At 74.3% G+C, this 15,319-nt stretch carries 18 protein-coding genes; 14 read left to right on the top strand and 4 right to left on the bottom strand.

Translation table 11 applies throughout. The features are described 5' to 3' along the window. Positions 1-108 precede the first annotated feature (108 nt). The 5 genes from ACIWVC_RS17825 to ACIWVC_RS17805 all read left to right on the top strand — a co-directional run bounded on the left by ACIWVC_RS17825 (position 109) and on the right by ACIWVC_RS17805 (position 4,682). Positions 109-639, top strand: a complete 531-nt coding sequence (locus tag ACIWVC_RS17825) for a TetR/AcrR family transcriptional regulator (protein ID WP_396448758.1) — start codon at positions 109-111, stop codon at positions 637-639. A gap of 81 nt (positions 640-720) precedes the next feature. Continuing rightward, entirely contained in the window at positions 721-2,268 is a 1,548-nt protein-coding gene (locus ACIWVC_RS17820; protein WP_396448759.1) for a DHA2 family efflux MFS transporter permease subunit, read from the top strand. A gap of 120 nt (positions 2,269-2,388) precedes the next feature. Next, the gene (locus ACIWVC_RS17815) at positions 2,389-3,588 is read left to right on the top strand and encodes a sensor histidine kinase (RefSeq protein ID WP_396448760.1); all 1,200 of its coding nucleotides are present in this window, start codon (positions 2,389-2,391) and stop codon (positions 3,586-3,588) included. Beyond that, on the top strand, positions 3,572-3,997 hold the full coding sequence (locus tag ACIWVC_RS17810) for a pyridoxamine 5'-phosphate oxidase family protein (protein WP_396448761.1): 426 nt from the start codon (positions 3,572-3,574) through the stop codon (positions 3,995-3,997). Before ACIWVC_RS17815 ends, ACIWVC_RS17810 begins: the two co-directional genes overlap by 17 nt. A 19-nt stretch (positions 3,998-4,016) precedes the next feature. Further along, positions 4,017-4,682: a response regulator gene (locus tag ACIWVC_RS17805; protein WP_396454345.1), complete on the top strand. Its 666-nt coding sequence runs from the start codon at positions 4,017-4,019 to the stop codon at positions 4,680-4,682. Here ACIWVC_RS17805 and ACIWVC_RS17800 read toward each other — a convergent pair. Further along, entirely contained in the window at positions 4,679-6,178 is a 1,500-nt protein-coding gene (locus tag ACIWVC_RS17800) for an MDR family MFS transporter (protein WP_396454344.1), read from the bottom strand. The two genes, ACIWVC_RS17805 and ACIWVC_RS17800, sit on opposite strands and share 4 nt — an antisense overlap. Positions 6,179-6,261: 83 nt before the next feature. Here ACIWVC_RS17800 and ACIWVC_RS17795 point away from each other — a divergent pair, with 83 nt between their 5' ends. The 5 genes from ACIWVC_RS17795 (at position 6,262) to ACIWVC_RS17775 (ending at position 11,089) form a co-directional block, all read left to right on the top strand. Beyond that, entirely contained in the window at positions 6,262-6,717 is a 456-nt protein-coding gene (locus tag ACIWVC_RS17795) for a MarR family winged helix-turn-helix transcriptional regulator (protein WP_396448764.1), read from the top strand. 181 nt (positions 6,718-6,898) lie between these two features. Continuing rightward, on the top strand, positions 6,899-8,020 hold the full coding sequence (locus ACIWVC_RS17790) for a sensor histidine kinase (protein ID WP_396448765.1): 1,122 nt from the start codon (positions 6,899-6,901) through the stop codon (positions 8,018-8,020). Further along, positions 8,017-8,691, top strand: coding sequence for a response regulator (locus ACIWVC_RS17785; protein ID WP_396448766.1), 675 nt, complete (start codon positions 8,017-8,019; stop codon positions 8,689-8,691). Before ACIWVC_RS17790 ends, ACIWVC_RS17785 begins: the two co-directional genes overlap by 4 nt. Positions 8,692-8,781: 90 nt before the next feature. Then, complete coding sequence (locus ACIWVC_RS17780; protein WP_396448767.1) at positions 8,782-8,994, top strand: hypothetical protein; 213 nt, start codon at positions 8,782-8,784, stop codon at positions 8,992-8,994. Between the two features lies 1 nt (position 8,995). Next, positions 8,996-11,089, top strand: coding sequence for an MMPL family transporter (locus ACIWVC_RS17775; RefSeq protein WP_396454343.1), 2,094 nt, complete (start codon positions 8,996-8,998; stop codon positions 11,087-11,089). A gap of 12 nt (positions 11,090-11,101) precedes the next feature. Here ACIWVC_RS17775 and ACIWVC_RS17770 read toward each other — a convergent pair whose 3' ends face one another. Together ACIWVC_RS17770 and ACIWVC_RS17765 are read right to left on the bottom strand one after the other, a co-directional pair. Further along, the gene (locus ACIWVC_RS17770; protein WP_396454342.1) at positions 11,102-11,473 is read right to left on the bottom strand and encodes a VOC family protein; all 372 of its coding nucleotides are present in this window, start codon (positions 11,471-11,473) and stop codon (positions 11,102-11,104) included. A 222-nt stretch (positions 11,474-11,695) separates the two neighbouring features. Continuing rightward, positions 11,696-12,109 (bottom strand): VOC family protein, encoded by a 414-nt coding sequence (locus ACIWVC_RS17765; protein WP_396448770.1) that lies wholly within the window; start codon positions 12,107-12,109, stop codon positions 11,696-11,698. 120 nt (positions 12,110-12,229) lie between these two features. Between ACIWVC_RS17765 and ACIWVC_RS17760 the strand changes: the two genes are divergently transcribed. Further along, positions 12,230-13,024 carry an SDR family NAD(P)-dependent oxidoreductase gene (locus ACIWVC_RS17760; RefSeq protein WP_396448771.1) on the top strand — a complete coding sequence of 265 codons (795 nt, stop codon included), beginning with the start codon at positions 12,230-12,232 and terminating at the stop codon, positions 13,022-13,024. 47 nt (positions 13,025-13,071) lie between these two features. Here the strand turns inward: ACIWVC_RS17760 and lexA are convergent, their stop codons facing one another. Beyond that, positions 13,072-13,734, bottom strand: coding sequence for a transcriptional repressor LexA (gene lexA, locus ACIWVC_RS17755; protein ID WP_396448772.1), 663 nt, complete (start codon positions 13,732-13,734; stop codon positions 13,072-13,074). Between the two features lie 194 nt (positions 13,735-13,928). On the opposite strand from lexA, the gene ACIWVC_RS17750 reads away from it, so the two are divergent. The 3 genes from ACIWVC_RS17750 to ACIWVC_RS17740 are packed head-to-tail and all read left to right on the top strand — an operon-like array spanning position 13,929 to position 15,298. Beyond that, complete coding sequence (locus tag ACIWVC_RS17750; RefSeq protein WP_396448773.1) at positions 13,929-14,324, top strand: ArsR/SmtB family transcription factor; 396 nt, start codon at positions 13,929-13,931, stop codon at positions 14,322-14,324. Then, a complete protein-coding gene (locus tag ACIWVC_RS17745) occupies positions 14,257-14,739 on the top strand; it encodes an SRPBCC family protein (protein ID WP_396448774.1) in 483 nt (160 codons plus the stop codon). The genes ACIWVC_RS17750 and ACIWVC_RS17745 overlap by 68 nt, the downstream gene beginning before the upstream one ends. Continuing rightward, positions 14,726-15,298 (top strand): TIGR03086 family metal-binding protein, encoded by a 573-nt coding sequence (locus tag ACIWVC_RS17740; RefSeq protein WP_396448775.1) that lies wholly within the window; start codon positions 14,726-14,728, stop codon positions 15,296-15,298. Before ACIWVC_RS17745 ends, ACIWVC_RS17740 begins: the two co-directional genes overlap by 14 nt. Positions 15,299-15,319 lie beyond the last annotated feature (21 nt).

Genomic DNA, 15,319 nt, shown 5'->3' with positions numbered 1-15,319 from the left:
TAATAATTGAACAGGGAGGAGTAAGGAACGACATGCCGGGACGCGGCTCGCGGGAGAAATCCGCGGGAGGGGTTGACAGGTTCTGATTGGTGTATCAATAATGAAGCCATGACGACCGCACAGGGAACCCGCAGGACCACCTCGGAGGAGCGCCGCGAGCAGGTGATCGAGGCCGGCATCGCGGTGTTCGCCGAGTACGGCCTCCACGCCACCAAGACCGCCGACATCGCCAAGCGCGCCGGCATCTCCCAGCCCTACATCTACGCACTGTTCGACGACAAGAAGGCCCTCTTCATCGCCTGCCTCCAGCGCGCCCGCGAGCAGATCCGGGACTCGTTCGCGGCGGCCTGGGAGGTCCGCGACACCCCGGAGGAGACGCTCGCCGCGGTGAGCCGCAACCTCCAGCGGACGCAGCCGAGCACGGAGGCGCGGCGCTGCCAGCTCCAGGGGTACGCCGCCTCCGCCGACCCGGAGATCCGCTCGTTCATGCGCCGCGGCTTCATGGAGGTCTCCGACCACATCGCCGAGCGCACCGGCGCCGACCGCGCGACGGTGGCGCGGTTCATGGCCGCCGGCAACCTGCTCAACCTGGGCATGGTCCTGGACCTGCCCGACGAGTACGTCAGCGTCGCACTCTGACGCTCCCGCTCCCGCTCCACGCGGGACTCCTCTCGCCCATCTATTTATTGGTCAATCAATCAAATCTCGAAGGAGCCTCACATGTCTTCGCCCACCACCACACCCACCACGCCCCGGACCACCGGCCCCGCCCGCGGCGGCGCCCCGTCCCCCTCCGCGGAGGCCGCGATGCCCTACCCGCGCCGCTGGTACACCCTCGCCGTGCTCTGCCTGTCGCTGCTCGTCATCGTCGTCGACACGACGATCGTGAACGTGGCGGTCCCCACCCTCGCCTCCTCGCTGCACGCCGGAGCCGGCGCGCTGGCCTGGATCGTCGACTCCTACACCCTCGTGTTCGCCGCCTTGCTGCTTCCCGCCGGCACCCTCGGCGACCGGTTCGGGCGGCACCGCGCGCTCGCCGCCGGGATGGCGGTCTTCGGCGCCGGCTCGCTGGGCGCGGCGCTGTCGGCCACCGCCGCGCAGCTGATCGCGGCCCGCGCGGTCATGGGCGCCGGCGCGGCGTTCATCATGCCCGCCACGCTCGCGCTGCTGACCGCGGTGTTCACCGACCCGCGCGAGCGGGCCAAGGCGATCGGCCTGTGGTCGGCGGTCAGCGGCCTCGGCGTCGCGATCGGCCCGACCGCCGGCGGATGGCTGCTGCAGCACTTCTCGTGGAGCGCGATCTTCGCGGTGAACCTGCCGGTCGTCGCGGCCGCGCTCGCCGCCGGCCCGTTCCTCGTGCCCGCCTCGTCCGCCCCGCACCGCCCGCGCGTCGACGTGCTCGGCGCCGCCCTCGCCGCCGCCGGGCTGGGCGCGCTCACCTACGCGGTCATCCAGGCCGGGGAGGGCGGCTGGACGTCGGCGGCCACGCTGCTGCGGTTCGCGGTCGCGCTCGTCCTGCTCGCGGTGTTCGGGTTCTCGCAGGTCCGCGGCGGCCACCCGATGCTGGACCTGGACCTGTTCCGGGACGGCCGGTTCACCGCCGCCGCGATGTCGGTGATGGTGCTGTTCTTCGGGCTGGCCGGCAGCACGTTCGTGCTCACCCAGATCTACCAGTTCGTCCTCGGCTACTCGCCGCTGGAGGCCGGGATCCGGTCGCTGCCCGGCGCGCTCGCGCTGACCGTCGCGTCCCCGCTCGGCACCCGGGCCGCCGCCCGCTTCGGGATCCGCGCCTCGATGACGGCCGGGCTGGTGGCCGCCGCGGCGGGGCTCGGCTACTTCGCCACCGCGTCCGGCGGCACCGGCTACGTCCACTACATGGTCGCCTCGATGGTGCTGTCCGCCGGGATCGGGCTGACGATGGCGCCCGCCACCCAGTCGATCATGTCGACGCTGCCGCCCGCCAAGACCGGGGTCGGCTCGGCGGTCAACAACGCCACCCGCAACCTCGGCACCGTCCTCGGCGTCGCGGTCGTCGGCAGCATCGCCGCCACCTCCTACACCGGCCACATGGCGCACGGGCCGGCGGGCGAGTCGATCGGCGCCGCCGCCGGGATCGCCCGCCACCTGCCCGCGCCGGCCGCCGCCGCCCTGCGCGACACCGCCGCCCAGGCGTTCGTGCACGGCGCCGGGCTCGGCGTCCTGGTCACCGCGGCCGCCATCGCCGTCACCGCGGCGCTGGTGTTCCGGCACCTGCCGGGCCGCCGCTGATTCCCCGACCCGGAAGGGCCGCGCGGACTCCGCGCGGCCCTTCCGCATGCCGACCAAAGTCGGCGGGCTCTCGACCTGCGGCCACTGGCCCGCGCGGGCGGCGCGGCTACCGTTGGGCGCGTGGACCTCTTCCGGCGATCGCGGCGCGAATGGCTCGGCGACCTGGGCCTGACCGCGGCCGCGGGCGCGCTCGGCCTCCTGCTGCTGATGGGGACGAAGGAGGACCCGCCTCCCGACGTGCCGGTCGTGGTGCCGCGGGACCTCGCGATCGGCTCGGTCTGGCTGGCCTTCCTGCTGCTGTTCCGGCGGCGGCACCCGGTGGCCGTCGCGGTGACGATGATGTTCGCGCAGTGGACGGCCACGTCGGCGCTCGGCATCGCCGCGGTCGCGGTGTACTCGCTGGCGATGCTGCGCCCCTGGCGGGTCGTCCTGCCGCTCGCCGGCGCGAACCTGGCGATCATCGTCACGCTGTTCTGGATCACCTCGCCGCTGCACCAGTTCCGGCAGGGCGCCGTCGTCTTCGTGCTGATGTACGCGGTGCTGATCACGGCGGGCATGCTGGTCAGGTCGCGGCGGCAGCTGATCGCCTCGATGGAGGAGCGGGCCCGCGCCGCGGAGACCGAGCAGCGGCTGCGGGTCGAGGAGGCGCGGCTGCTGGAGCGCGAGCGGATCGCCCGGGAGATGCACGACGTCCTCGCGCACCGGATCTCGCTGCTGGCCGTGCACGCGGGGGCGCTGGAGTTCCGCCCGGACGCGCCGGCGGACCAGCGCGAGGCCGCCGGGGTCGTCCGGCGGTGCGCCTACGAGGCCATGGAGGACCTGCGCGAGGTGATCGGCGTGCTGCGCGACGACTCGCCCGGCGCGGACCCGGAGCGCCCGCAGCCGACGCTCGCGGACGTGTCCGCGCTCGTGCGGGAGTCGCGGCGGGCCGGCGGGCGGATCACGCTGGAGGAGAACGTGCCCTCCCCCGGCCGCGTCCCGGCCCGCGTCGGGCGGCACGCCTACCGGATCGTCCAGGAGGGGCTGACCAACGCGCGCAAGCACGCGCCGGGCGCCCCGGTGCGGGTGTCGCTGGACGCCGGGTCCGACCTGGACATCGAGATCGTCAACGCGCTGTCGCCCGGCGCGCCCGCGCCGCCGCTGCCGGGGTCCGGCGCGGGGCTGGTCGGGCTCGCCGAGCGGGTCGCGCTGCTCGGCGGGACGCTGGAGCACGGCCCCACCGCCGACGGCCGGTTCCGGCTGCGGGCCCGCCTCCCGCTGGGGACCGCGCATGCCCACGGGGCCGCCGGGAAGGGTGATGTGCATGGCGAACTCCTCTGACCGGCCCGTCCTGGAAGAGCTCGACCGCGCCGAGTGCATGCGGCTCATCGCCGGCGGCGTCGTCGGCCGGGTCGCGTTCGACGACGGCGAGGGGCCGACGGTCATCCCGGTGAACTACGCGGTCGACGGGGACTCGGTGATCTTCCGGACGTCGGCGACCGGGCGGATGACCCGCAGCCTGCTGACGTCCGTGCCCGGCGGGGAGGTCCGGGCGGCGTTCCAGGCCGACCGGTTCGACGAGTCCGCGCGCACGGGCTGGAGCGTGCTGCTGCGCGGCGGCGCCCACCGGCTGTCGGCCGCGGAGCGGGCCGCGGTCCCGCGGGTCGAGCCGTGGCCGGGCGACGAGCGCGGCGAGTGGTTCCGGCTGTCGGCGCTGGAGGTCAGCGGGCGCCGCCTGTCCCGGCGCTGAGCGGCCGTAGGGTGAGCGGATGGACTCCTCCCCCGTCCGGGTGCTGATCGTGGACGACGACGCGCTCGTCCGCGCCGGCCTGTCGATGATGCTGGCGAACGCCGGCGACCTGGAGGTGGTCGCGGACGTCGCCGACGGCGCCGAAGTCGTCGGGGCGGTGAACCGGCACCGGCCCGACGTCGTGCTGATGGACATCCGCATGCCGAGGATGGACGGGCTCGCGGCGACCGAGCTGCTGCGCGCCCGCCGCGACCCGCCCGAGATCATCGTGCTGACGACGTTCGACACCGACGACCACATCCTGCGGGCGATGCGCGCGGGCGCGAGCGGGTTCCTGCTGAAGCACACCCCGCCGCCGGAGATCGTCGGCGCGATCCGGCGGGTCGCCGCGGGCGAGCCGATGATGTCCCCGGCGGTGCTGCGCAAGATGATGTCCTACCTGGCCGCGAGCGGCGGCGACCCGCGCCGCGACCGCGCCCGCGAGCTGCTGGCCCGGCTCAGCGACGGCGAGCGGGCGGTGGCCGCCCTGGTCGGACGCGGTCTGACCAACAGCGAGATCGGCGGGGAGCTGTCGCTGAGCGTCGCCACCGTCAAGGCGTACGTGTCGCGGCTGCTGACGAAGCTGGACCTGAACAACCGGGTGCAGATCGCCCTCCTGGTCCACGACGCCGCACTCGACGACTAGCGTCCCCGGGACCCCAGGGGGACGTCCCGCAGGAGCAGCGCCGCCGCGAGACCGGCCGCGAGGACGGGCAGCGCCGCGACGAACAGGCCGGAGAACGCTTCGGCGAAGGCGGCGGCGACCGCGTCCTGGACGGGGCCGGGCAGGGTGGCGAGGACCTCGGGGCGGACCGCGTCGGAGTAGGCGGGGACGCCGCCGCCCGGGAGGCGGCGGACGATCTCCTCGGCGAACCGGTTCGCCACGATGGAGCCGAAGACGGCCATCCCGGCGGCGGTGCCGAGCATCCTCGCGGCGAACACGCCCGAACTGGCCGCGCCCAGGTCCCGCCGCGGCGCGGCGTTCTGCGCGATCAGCATGACGACCTGCTGCGACAGCCCGGCCCCGAACCCGAGGACGGCCATGTAGCAGCCGGCGGCCGCCAGGCCCGTGCCGGCGTCCATCGTCGCGAGCAGCGCGACGCCCGCCATGCTGATCGCCATGCTCGCCGCCGGGAGCCGGTGGTAGCGGCCGGTCCGGTGGATGCGGCGTCCCGCGCCCATGGCGGCGGCCACGAGCGCGGTCATCATCGGCAGGAGCAGCAGGCCGGACCTGGTCGCGTCCACTCCCCCGACGACCTGGAAGAACATCGGCAGGTACGTCGCGAGCCCGAACCCGGTGGCGCCGCCGACGGCCGCGACGGCGCAGGCGACGCCGAACGAGCGGTCGAGGAACAGCCGCGGCGGGACGACCGGCTCGGCGGCCGTCCGCTCGGCGAGGACCCACACGGCGGACAGCACCGCCGCGCCCGCGGCCAGCGACAGCACGACCGGCGAGTCCCACGCGTAGCGCGTCCCGGCCCAGCTGGTGAGCAGCGTGAAGCAGGTGACGGCCGCGCCGAGCAGGACGATGCCGAGGTAGTCGATCCGGGGCCGCCCCTCCGGCCTGGGCAGGCGCAGGAAGACCAGCGTCGTGGCGGTGGCCGCGAGGCCGAGCGGCATGTTGACGTAGAACACCCAGCGCCAGGAGGCGTGGTCGGTGAGGAACCCGCCGACCAGCGGGCCCGCGATGCTGGACACCGCGAAGATCAGCGCCGAGTACCCCTGGTACTTGGCGCGCTCGCGGGGCTCGAACAGGTCGCCGGTCAGCGCGAACATCGAGCTCATGAGGCAGCCGGCGGCGGCTCCCTGCACCACCCGGAACACGATCAGCCAGGTCATGCTCGGGGCGGCCCCGCACGCCGCCGATCCGGCCAGGAACCCGAGCAGCCCGGTCAGCAGGACGGGCCGGCGTCCGAACAGGTCGCCGAGGCGCCCCGACAGCGGGACGGTGACGCTGGTGGCCAGCACGTACGCCGTCGACACCCAGGCGATGCGGTCCAGCCCGCCGAGGTCCCCGACGATCGCGGGCAGCGCCGTGCCCAGCACCGTCGCGTCCAGCGAGGACATCAGCCCGGCGAGCATCAGCCCGCCGAACGCCCAGATCCGCTCGCGCCGGCCCATCGGCGCGGTCGTCGCAACCATGTGCACCTCACATTCATATGCTTTACGCATTTAGATGCTAAGCGCACGCAGATGAGTCGCGCAAGGCAACTAGACTTGCCGCCATGGGCGAGGAGGCGCTCGACTCGGTCGAGCGGAGCATGGTCCGGCTGCGCCGCGGCATGTCGCGGCAGCGGCTCGGGAAGGCCGCGATCCGGGAGCACAACCTCCCCGTCGACGTGCAGGTCCTGCACGTGGTGGACGTGATCGACGAGGGCCCCGACCGCCCCGGCGAGGAGATGAGCGTCGGCCTGGTCGCCGCCCGGCTCGGCGTGGACGCCTCGCGCGGCAGCCGCATCGTCGCCGAGGCCGTCAAGTCCGGCTACGTCCGCCGCGTCGCCTCCCAGGAGGACGGCCGCCGCATCACCCTCGAACTCACCGACGCCGGCCGCCGCGTCGTCGACGCCACCCGCCGCACCCGCCAGGAGCACTTCGCCAAGGCCATGAGCGACTGGACGGACGAGGAGCGCGCCGAGTTCGCCCGCCTCCTGGCCCGCTTCGTCCACACCTACGAAGGCTGACCCCCTCGGGCGGCCTCGCCATGCCCGCACGCGCTCCGGCCCCCGCTCGCGGCGCCGCGCGCACGTCATCCCGTGGTCGCGGGTGGAGGGCGCTCGCGTACACCCGGAGTTGCAGGCGCGGATCCCGATGCTCGGACGCGCGGCGGACGGCGCGGCGGGGCCGTCCGTCTACCCTGGCCGCATGGGTGCTCACCGCGGTCTCCTGCCGGCGCGCGGCCGGTTCCGGGATGCGGCCCTGGCCGGCGGCGTGCTGCTGGTGGTGGCGGTCAGCAGCCTCAACTCGTTCATCGGCGCCGCCCCCGAGCCGTGGACGGCGAAGGCGGCCGGCTGGACCCTGATCGTCCTCGCGTGCGGGGCGCTGTACTTCTCCCGGCGGTTCCCCGTGGCCGTCGGCTCCTTCGTCCTCGCGGCCACCGGCGCCTACTACGTCATCAGCGTCAACGACGGCGGGCTGATGATCGCCCACATCGTCGCGCTGTACATGGTCGCGGCGTGCGGCAGGCTCAGCGCGGCCGTCGTCCTCGCCGCGCTGACCGTGATCGCGACCGGCAGCGGGACGCTGCTCGGCAACGACGACGTCAACGCCGTCGCCCTGTTCATGCTGACCGGCTGGGTCGTGGCGGTGGTCGCGCTCGGCCGGGTCTGGCACGGCCGCCTCGCCTACCTGCGGGAGGCCGAGCGCCGCGCCGCCGGCGAGGAGCGGCTGCGCATCGCCCGCGAGCTGCACGACGTCGTCGGCCACCACCTCTCGCTCATCAACGTCCAGGCCGGGACGTCGCTGCACCGCTTCCACCGGGACCCGGCGCGGGGCGAGGCCGCCCTCGCCGCGATCAAGGAGTCGAGCCGGGACGCGCTGCGCGACCTCCGCGCGACGCTCGGGCTGCTCCGGCAGGACGGCGAGGAGGCGCCGACCGCGCCCGCGCCCGGCCTGGACGGGATCGGCGAGCTGATCGGGTCCGCGCGGTCGGCGGGGCTCACCGTGCACGGCCGCGTCGCGCGGGCCGCCGATCCGCCGACCGAGGTCGCGCTGGCCGCCTACCGGATCGTGCAGGAGTCGCTGACCAACGTGTCGCGGCACGCGCCCGACGCGGAGGTCACCGTCAGCGTCGAGGACGGGCCGGGCGAGCTGCGCATCGAGGTCGCCGACGACGGCCCCGGGCAGGGCTGGGGCGCGCCGGGCAGCGGCGTGCGCGGCATGCGGCAGCGGGCGCGGGCGCTCGGCGGGGACCTGACCGCGGGCCCCGGGCCGGACGGCGGGTTCGTCGTCCGGGCGCGGCTGCCCTACGAGGCGGCGGGCCGATGATCGAGGTGCTGCTGGCCGACGACCAGGGCCTGGTCAGGGCGGGGTTCCGCGCCATCCTCGACGACGAGGACGACATCGCGGTGACCGGCGAGGCCGCCGACGGCGAGCAGGCCGTGGCCGCCTGCCGCGAGCTGCGCCCCGACGTGGCGCTGCTCGACGTGCGGATGCCCCGGATGGACGGCCTGGAGGCCGCCCGGCGGATCACCGCCGACCCGCGCCTGGACGGCGTCCGCGTCGTCATCCTCACCACGTTCGACCTGGACGAGTACGTGTACGGCGCGCTGCGCGCCGGCGCCACCGGCTTCCTGCTGAAGGACACCGAGCCCGCCGAGCTGATCCAGGCGGTGCGGGTCGCGGCGCGCGGCGACGCGCTGATCACCCCGTCGGTGACGCGGCGGCTCATCGGCGAGTTCGCCGGGCGCGTCGAGGCGCCCGAACCCGGCCCCCGGCTGAAGGCCCTCACCGAGCGGGAGCGCGAGGTCATGCTGCTCGTCGCCGCCGGGCAGAGCAACGACGAGATCGCCGCCCGGCTGGTGCTGAGCCCCGCCACCGTCAAGTCGCACGTGAGCCGCATCATGGCGAAGCTGGACGTGCGCGACCGCGCCCAGCTGGTCGTCCTGGCCTACGAGTCGGGCATGGTCAACCCCCGCTGGATGCGACCCGGGTCGTAGCCGCGCCGCCGGGACCGCAACTTCCGGTGCGGCCCGGATGCCGACCGCGGGCCGATGCCGGCGGGCGTCCCGGTTCCCGACGCTGGAGGCATGAATCCCACCGGCGCATTCATCGGCTTCGTCGTGGGCGGGGCCGCGGGCTTCCTGCTGACCGAGACGGTCGGTGCGTTCTTCACCTTCGTGATCGACCGGACGCTCGACGTCGACGGCACCCCCGCGCTGCTCGCCGCCTTCATCGCCGTACCCGTCCTGACCGCCGTCCTCGGCGCCGCCGTCGGCGCCCGGCTCCAGAACCGAGGTTGACGTGACCACTCCGACCATCCCGTCCGCCGGCCGGTTCGGCCGCCTGGCCGCCTGGTCGCAGCGCCGCCGCTGGGCGGCGCTCGTCCTCTGGGTCGCGGTCGTCGCGGCGATCACGGTCGGCTCGCAGGCCGCAGGCAGCGCGTACCACAACGACTTCTCGCTGCCCGGCACCGAGTCGCAGGCCGCCGCCGACCTGATGACCGAGCACGGCTCCCGGCAGGCGGGGGCCACCGTCCAGATCGTCGCCGCGGACCCGCGGGGGCTGGACGGGCACCGCGCGGACATCGGGCGGATGCTCGACCGGGTCCGCGGGCTGCCCGGCGTCACCGGCGTCGGCGAGCTGTCGGTCTCCTCGTCCGGCACGATCGGCTACGCCACCGTCACGCTCGACGGCGCCGCCGAGGACGTCCCCGCGGACCGGGTCACCGCGATCATCGAGACCGCGCAGGCCGCCGCCGGGGACGGGCTGCGCATCGAACTCGGCGGCGACCCGGTGCGCGGCGCCGAGGAAGGCGGGGGCGGCGCGGCCGAGGGCGCGGGCATGCTCGCGGCCCTGGTCGTCCTCGTCCTGCTGTTCGGCTCGCTCGTCGCCGCCGCGCTCCCCCTCGGCACCGCCCTGTTCGCGGTGGGCGGCGCGGTCGGGCTGATCGCGCTGGCCTCGCACGTGTTCACCGTCGCCGACTTCACCCCGCCGATCATGATGCTGATCGGGCTCGGCGTCGGCGTCGACTACGCGCTGCTGATCTTCTACCGGTACCGGCAGGAGCTGCGCGGCGGCGCCGACCCGGCCACCGCCACCCGGCGCGCCCTGGACGCCGCCGGGCGCACCGTCTTCTTCGCCGGCTGCACGGTGATCATCGCGCTGCTCGGCCTCATCGCGCTCGGGCTCGGCTCCCTCCAGGGCGTGGCGCTCGCGGTGGCCCTGACCGTGCTGGTCACCATGGCGGCATCGCTGACGCTGCTGCCCGCGCTGCTCGGCGTCTTCGGCGGCCGGATCCAGCGCCAGGTCCGCAGGCGGGCGGCGAAGGCCCGCCCGGGCGAGACCCGCTGGCACCGGCTGGCGTCGGCCGTCCAGCGCCGCCCCGTGCCCGCGCTGCTCGCCGCCGTCGTCGCGCTGCTCGCGCTGTCGGCGCCCGCGCTGCACATGCGCCTCGGCTTCGCCGACGCGGGCAACGACGCCCCGTCCACGACCGGCCGCCAGGCGTACGACCTCCTCGCCGAGGGGTTCGGGCCCGGCTTCAACGGCCCGCTGATCGTCGTCGCGAAGGGCGACGCCGGCCCGCTCCGCACGGAGCTGGCGCGGACGGAGGGCGTCGCCGCCGCGACTCCCCCCATACCGTCGCGGGACGGAGCGGTCTCCGCCGTCGTGGCGTACCCGGCCACCGCCCCGCAGGACGAGGCGACCGCCGACCTCGTCCACCGGCTGCGCGAGGACGTGCTCCCGTCCCTCTCGGCGCGGACCGGCGCCGAGTATCTGGTCGGCGGCCCGACCGCCGCCGCCCAGGACTTCTCCGACGCCGTGTCCTCCCGCATGCCGCTCTTCGTCGCGATCGTCGTCGGCATGTCGGCGCTGCTGCTGATGGTGGTGTTCCGCTCGGTGCTCATCCCGGTCAAGGCCGCGCTGCTCAACCTGCTGTCGATCTCGGCGGCCCTGGGCGCGATCACCCTGGTCTTCCAGGACGGCCGGTTCGGCGCGCAGAGCGGCCCCATCGAGGCGTTCATCCCCGTGATGATCTTCGCGATCGTGTTCGGCCTCTCCATGGACTACGAGGTGTTCCTCGTCTCCCGCATCCACGAGGAATGGGAGCGCGCCCGGGACGCCTCGCGCGCCGTCCGCGAGGGCCTGGCCGCCACCGGCAAGGTGATCACGGCGGCCGCCGCGATCATGATCGTGGTGTTCGCGGCGTTCGTCCTGAGCCCCGACCGCATGCTCCAGCAGTTCGGCCTGGGCCTCGCCGTGGCCGTCCTCCTGGACGCCGTGGTGATCCGCTGCCTGATCGTCCCGGCCGTCATGCAGCTGCTCGGCCGCCGCGCCTGGTGGCTGCCCGGCCCCCTGGCCAGGCGCCTGCCGAGAGTGGCCCTGGAGCACCCGTGACCAGGCCCCGGCTCAGCCCACCCGGGAGCGGAGCAGGCAGAACTCGTTGCCCTCCGGGTCCTGCAGGACGACCCAGCTCTCCTCCCCCGTCTGCCCGACGTCGGCCGGCCGCGCCCCGAGGGCCAGCAGCCGCTCCAGCTCCGCGTCCTGGTCCCGGTCGGTGGCGTTGACGTCGAAATGGAGCCGCATCTTGCCGGGCGTCGGGTGTTCGCTGCGGCTGAGAATGAGCGTCGGCTGGAGCCCGCCGAACCCTTCCGCGGGCCCGATCTCGATGTCCTCCCCGTCTCGGTCGAGTTCCACGAACCCGAGCACCTCGCACCAGAAAGGCGCGAGCTTCTCCGGGTCCCGGCAATCGATCACCAGTTCCGTGATCCGGCACGCCATCCGGCTCCTCCTCGCTGTTCGCGCCCACGGGCCCCGATGCCCCGGACGCGACCAACCTAGCGGCATGATCGCGCCGGGGCCGATTCCGGTCTCAAGCTGCTGAATCCGGCACTGGCCGTCGAGGGCGTCCACCCGCCCGAGTGGGTGCTGCACCGGGCCACGCCGCCGCCACCGGACCGGCGGCTGTGAGGCGCGGCCCGAGCCGGGGCGGGCACGGGCGGGCTACCCCCGCACCTCGTTGATGCGGATCATGTTGCCCGCGGGGTCGCGGACGGCGCAGTCGCGGACGCCGTAGGGCTGCTCGGCCGGCTCCTGGACGATCTCGACGTCGCCGGCCTGCAGCCGCTCGAAGGCGCCGTCGAGGTCCGGGGTCGCCAGGATGATCATGGCGTAGGTGCCCTTGGCCATCATCTCGGCGATCATGCGGCGCTCGTCGTCGGTGACGCCGGGGTCGGCGACCGGCGGGTGCAGCACGATGGACGTGCCGGGCTGCCCGGGCGGGCCGACGGTGATCCAGCGCATCTTGCCCTGCCCCACGTCGTTGCGCACCTCGAACCCGAGTTCGTCGCGGTAGAAGGCCAGGGAGGCGTCCGGGTCGTCGTGCGGCAGGAAGGTGGAGTGAATGGTGAAGTCCATGCCGGTCACGCTAGCCACGGCCCGCCGGCCGGCGCTTCTCGATTCCTGACCGGTCCGGTCACCTCTTCCCCACCACCCCCCCGGCCGGGTCAGGCGGGCGCGGGCGGCACAATTGCCGGTATGAAGATCGATCTCAGCGGGCGCACCGCTTTCGTCAGCGGCTCCACGCAGGGCATCGGCCGCGCGATCGCCGCGGGCCTGGCGCGGGCCGGCGCCACCACGGTGATCAACGGCCGGTCCGGGACCGGCGTCGAGGAGGCGTTGCGGGCGCTCCGGAAGGAACTGCCGGACGCCCGCCTGCGGGGCGTCGCCGCGGACCTCGCCACCGCCGAGGGCGCGGAGGCGCTCGCGGCCGAGGTCCCGGACGTCGACATCCTGGTCAACAACCTCGGGATCTTCGGCCCGCGCCCGGTGCTGGAGATCGACGACGCCGAGTGGCGGCGGTACTTCGAGGTCAACGTCCTGTCCGGGGTGCGCCTCGCGCGGACCTACCTGCCCGGGATGATCGACCGGGGCTGGGGGCGGGTGCAGTTCATCGCCAGCGACTCGGCCGTGGTGATCCCGGAGGAGATGGTGCACTACGGCGTGTCGAAGACCGCGCTGCTGGCCGTCTCCCGCGGCTACGCCAAGGCCGCCGCCGGTACGGGCGTCACGGTCAACACGGTCATGGCGGGCCCGACCCACACCGGCGGCGTCGAGGACTTCGTGGCCGACCTCGTCGGCGGCGACCTCCCCTGGGACGAGGCGCAGCGCCGCTTCATGGCCGAGCACCGGCCCAACTCCCTCCTCCAGCGGCTCATCGAACCGGAGGAGATCGCGAACATGGTCGTCTACCTCAGCTCCGACCACGCGTCCGCGACGACCGGCGGCGCCCTGCGAGTGGACGGCGGCTACGTGGACGCGATCCTGCCCTGACGCCCGCCGCGGTCGCGGCGCCCGGGTCTCCGGGCGCCGCCAGGGTCCTAGACGCGGCGGAGCACGGCCACGACGATGCCGAGGACGACCGCGCGGTCGCCGTCGATGACGTCGTAGGCCGGGTTGCGGGGTTCGAGGAGGACGTGGCCGCCGCGGCGGCGGAACACCTTGACGGTGGCCTCGCCGTCGATCATCGCGGCGACGATCTGGCCGGAGTGCGCCTCGGGCTGCCGCCGGACCACCACGAGGTCGCCGTCGCAGATCGCGGCCTCGATCATCGAGTCGCCGCGGACGCGCAGGGCGAAGACGGTGCCGCGCCCGGTCAGCCCGGCGGGCAGCGACAGCACGTCGTCGACGTGCTCTTCGGCGGAGATGGGAGCGCCCGCGGCGATGTCGCCGACGACGGGCACGGCGACCGAGTCGCCGGCGCCCGCCGCTCCGGGGCGCTCGCGGAGGAACGCCCGCACGTCGATCGGCCGGGCCGTCGAGGCGCCGCGCCGCAGGAACCCCTTCTCCTCCAGGCCGGCCAGGTGCCTGGACACCGACGACGGGGACCGCAGGCCGACGGCGTCGCCGATCTGCCGGGCGCTCGGCGCGTACCCGTACTTGACCGCCCAGTCCCGGATGGCGGCCAGGATCTGCTGCTGGCGCGGAGGCAGAAGCGAGGGGTCCAGGCCCTCGAACCCGTCGAGATCGTAGTCAGCGGTCACCCGCAAGAGCATAGGGCCCGCCTGCGCGATCACGGCCTTGACGGGGCAGGCCGTTCGCATGCGCCTTCGCTTCGTGGAGAGCAGCCACTGGATGGCTGCTAGCACGTCCACCAGGACTTTCAACCTGATGGTTGACAGTGCGGGGACGGCTGCCTACGCTGGTTTCAACCAACAAGTTGAAAGTGAGGCGGAGGGTGACCACGGACGCGCTGTCCCGGGTGTTCGCCGCCCTCGCGGATCCGACCCGGCGCGACATGGTCGCGCGGCTCGCCGAGGGCGACGCGACGGTGAGCCGGCTGGCCGAGCCGTACGAGATGTCGCTGCAGGCCGTCTACAAGCACCTGCGGGTGCTGGAGGACGCCGGGCTCGTCAGCCGGCCGCCGGGGCCGCAGCCGCGGGCGGTGCGCCTGGAGGCGGAGGCGCTGGACCTGATGGACGCCTGGATCGAGCGCCACCGGCGCCGCGTCGAGGAGCGCTATCGCCGCCTCGACGCCCTCCTGGCGAGGATGGAAGGAGAAGAGGATGAGCAAGAACCCCGAGACGAGGATCGAAGCCGACCCGGACGTGCCGGTCATCCGGATGACGCGTGAGTTCGCGGCGAAGCCCGAGCAGCTGCTCCGCGCGCACACCGACCCGGACCTGTTCGCCCAGTGGGTGGGGCCCGACGGCATGACCACCCGCATCGAGCACTGGGACGCGCGGACCGGCGGCAGCTGGCGGTACGTGGCGTCGCGCGACGGCGAGGAGTACGCGTTCTACGGCTGCTTCCACGAGGTGCGGCCCGACCGCATCGTGCAGACGTTCACGTTCGAGGGCGAGCCAGACTCGGTCGCGCTGGAGACGCTGTGGTTCGAGGACCTCGGCGACGGCCGTACGCGGCTGCGGACGCAGTCGCTGGTCGACAGCTTCCAGGGCCGCGACGCGTGGTTGCGCAGCGGCATGGAGACCGGCGTGAACGAGGGGTACGCCAAGCTGGACGGGATGCTCGCCGATGGCGCTGTCTGACCGTCCCGCCGAGCGGCACCGGCAGGTCGCCGGGCGGTTCACCGACCGGGTCCGCGGCACCGCGTCCTGGGACGCGCCGTCCCCGGTCGACGGGTGGACCGCCCGCGACGTCGTGCGCCACCTGACCGACTGGTTCCCCGCCTTCCTGGCCTCGGGCGCCGGCGTCGACCTGCCCCGCGGGCCGTCGGTGGACGAGGACCCGGTCGCCGCATGGCAGGTCCACTGCGACGGCGTCCAGGCGGTGCTGGACGATCCGGAGACGCCGCGGCGGAAGCTCGCCAACCCGCACATCGGCTCCGTGCCGCTGGACGAGGCGATCGACCGGTTCTACACCGCCGACGTGTTCATGCACACCTGGGACCTGGCCAGGGCCACCGGCCAGGACGACCGGCTGGACCCCGGGTTCTGCGCGGAACTCCTCAGCGGCATGGAGCCGATCGAGGACGTCCTGCGCTCCTCCGGCCAGTACGGCCCGCGGGTCGAGGTGCCCGGCGACGCGGACGTCCAGACCAGGATGCTCGGCTTCATCGGCCGCGACCCCTTCTGGCGGCCGCGGTGAGGCCGGTCTGCCCCGTCTAGG

Origin of the sequence: Actinomadura sp., assembly GCF_044508335.1 — a bacterium.
GTDB lineage: Bacteria > Actinomycetota > Actinomycetes > Streptosporangiales > Streptosporangiaceae > Spirillospora.
Note: the sequence above shows the minus strand (reverse complement) of the source record. Positions and strands in the feature narration are given on the sequence as shown.

Coding starts and splice junctions, on each gene's coding strand:
- ACIWVC_RS17825 (WP_396448758.1), top strand. CDS start 109: ATGACGACCGCACAGGGAACCCGCAGGACCACCTCGGAGGAGCGCCGC.
- ACIWVC_RS17820 (WP_396448759.1), top strand. CDS start 721: ATGTCTTCGCCCACCACCACACCCACCACGCCCCGGACCACCGGCCCC.
- ACIWVC_RS17810 (WP_396448761.1), top strand. CDS start 3,572: ATGGCGAACTCCTCTGACCGGCCCGTCCTGGAAGAGCTCGACCGCGCC.
- ACIWVC_RS17805 (WP_396454345.1), top strand. CDS start 4,017: ATGGACTCCTCCCCCGTCCGGGTGCTGATCGTGGACGACGACGCGCTC.
- ACIWVC_RS17800 (WP_396454344.1), bottom strand. CDS start 6,178: ATGGTTGCGACGACCGCGCCGATGGGCCGGCGCGAGCGGATCTGGGCG.
- ACIWVC_RS17795 (WP_396448764.1), top strand. CDS start 6,262: ATGGGCGAGGAGGCGCTCGACTCGGTCGAGCGGAGCATGGTCCGGCTG.
- ACIWVC_RS17790 (WP_396448765.1), top strand. CDS start 6,899: ATGGGTGCTCACCGCGGTCTCCTGCCGGCGCGCGGCCGGTTCCGGGAT.
- ACIWVC_RS17785 (WP_396448766.1), top strand. CDS start 8,017: ATGATCGAGGTGCTGCTGGCCGACGACCAGGGCCTGGTCAGGGCGGGG.
- ACIWVC_RS17780 (WP_396448767.1), top strand. CDS start 8,782: ATGAATCCCACCGGCGCATTCATCGGCTTCGTCGTGGGCGGGGCCGCG.
- ACIWVC_RS17770 (WP_396454342.1), bottom strand. CDS start 11,473: ATGGCGTGCCGGATCACGGAACTGGTGATCGATTGCCGGGACCCGGAG.
- ACIWVC_RS17765 (WP_396448770.1), bottom strand. CDS start 12,109: ATGGACTTCACCATTCACTCCACCTTCCTGCCGCACGACGACCCGGAC.
- ACIWVC_RS17760 (WP_396448771.1), top strand. CDS start 12,230: ATGAAGATCGATCTCAGCGGGCGCACCGCTTTCGTCAGCGGCTCCACG.
- ACIWVC_RS17745 (WP_396448774.1), top strand. CDS start 14,257: ATGAGCAAGAACCCCGAGACGAGGATCGAAGCCGACCCGGACGTGCCG.
- ACIWVC_RS17740 (WP_396448775.1), top strand. CDS start 14,726: ATGGCGCTGTCTGACCGTCCCGCCGAGCGGCACCGGCAGGTCGCCGGG.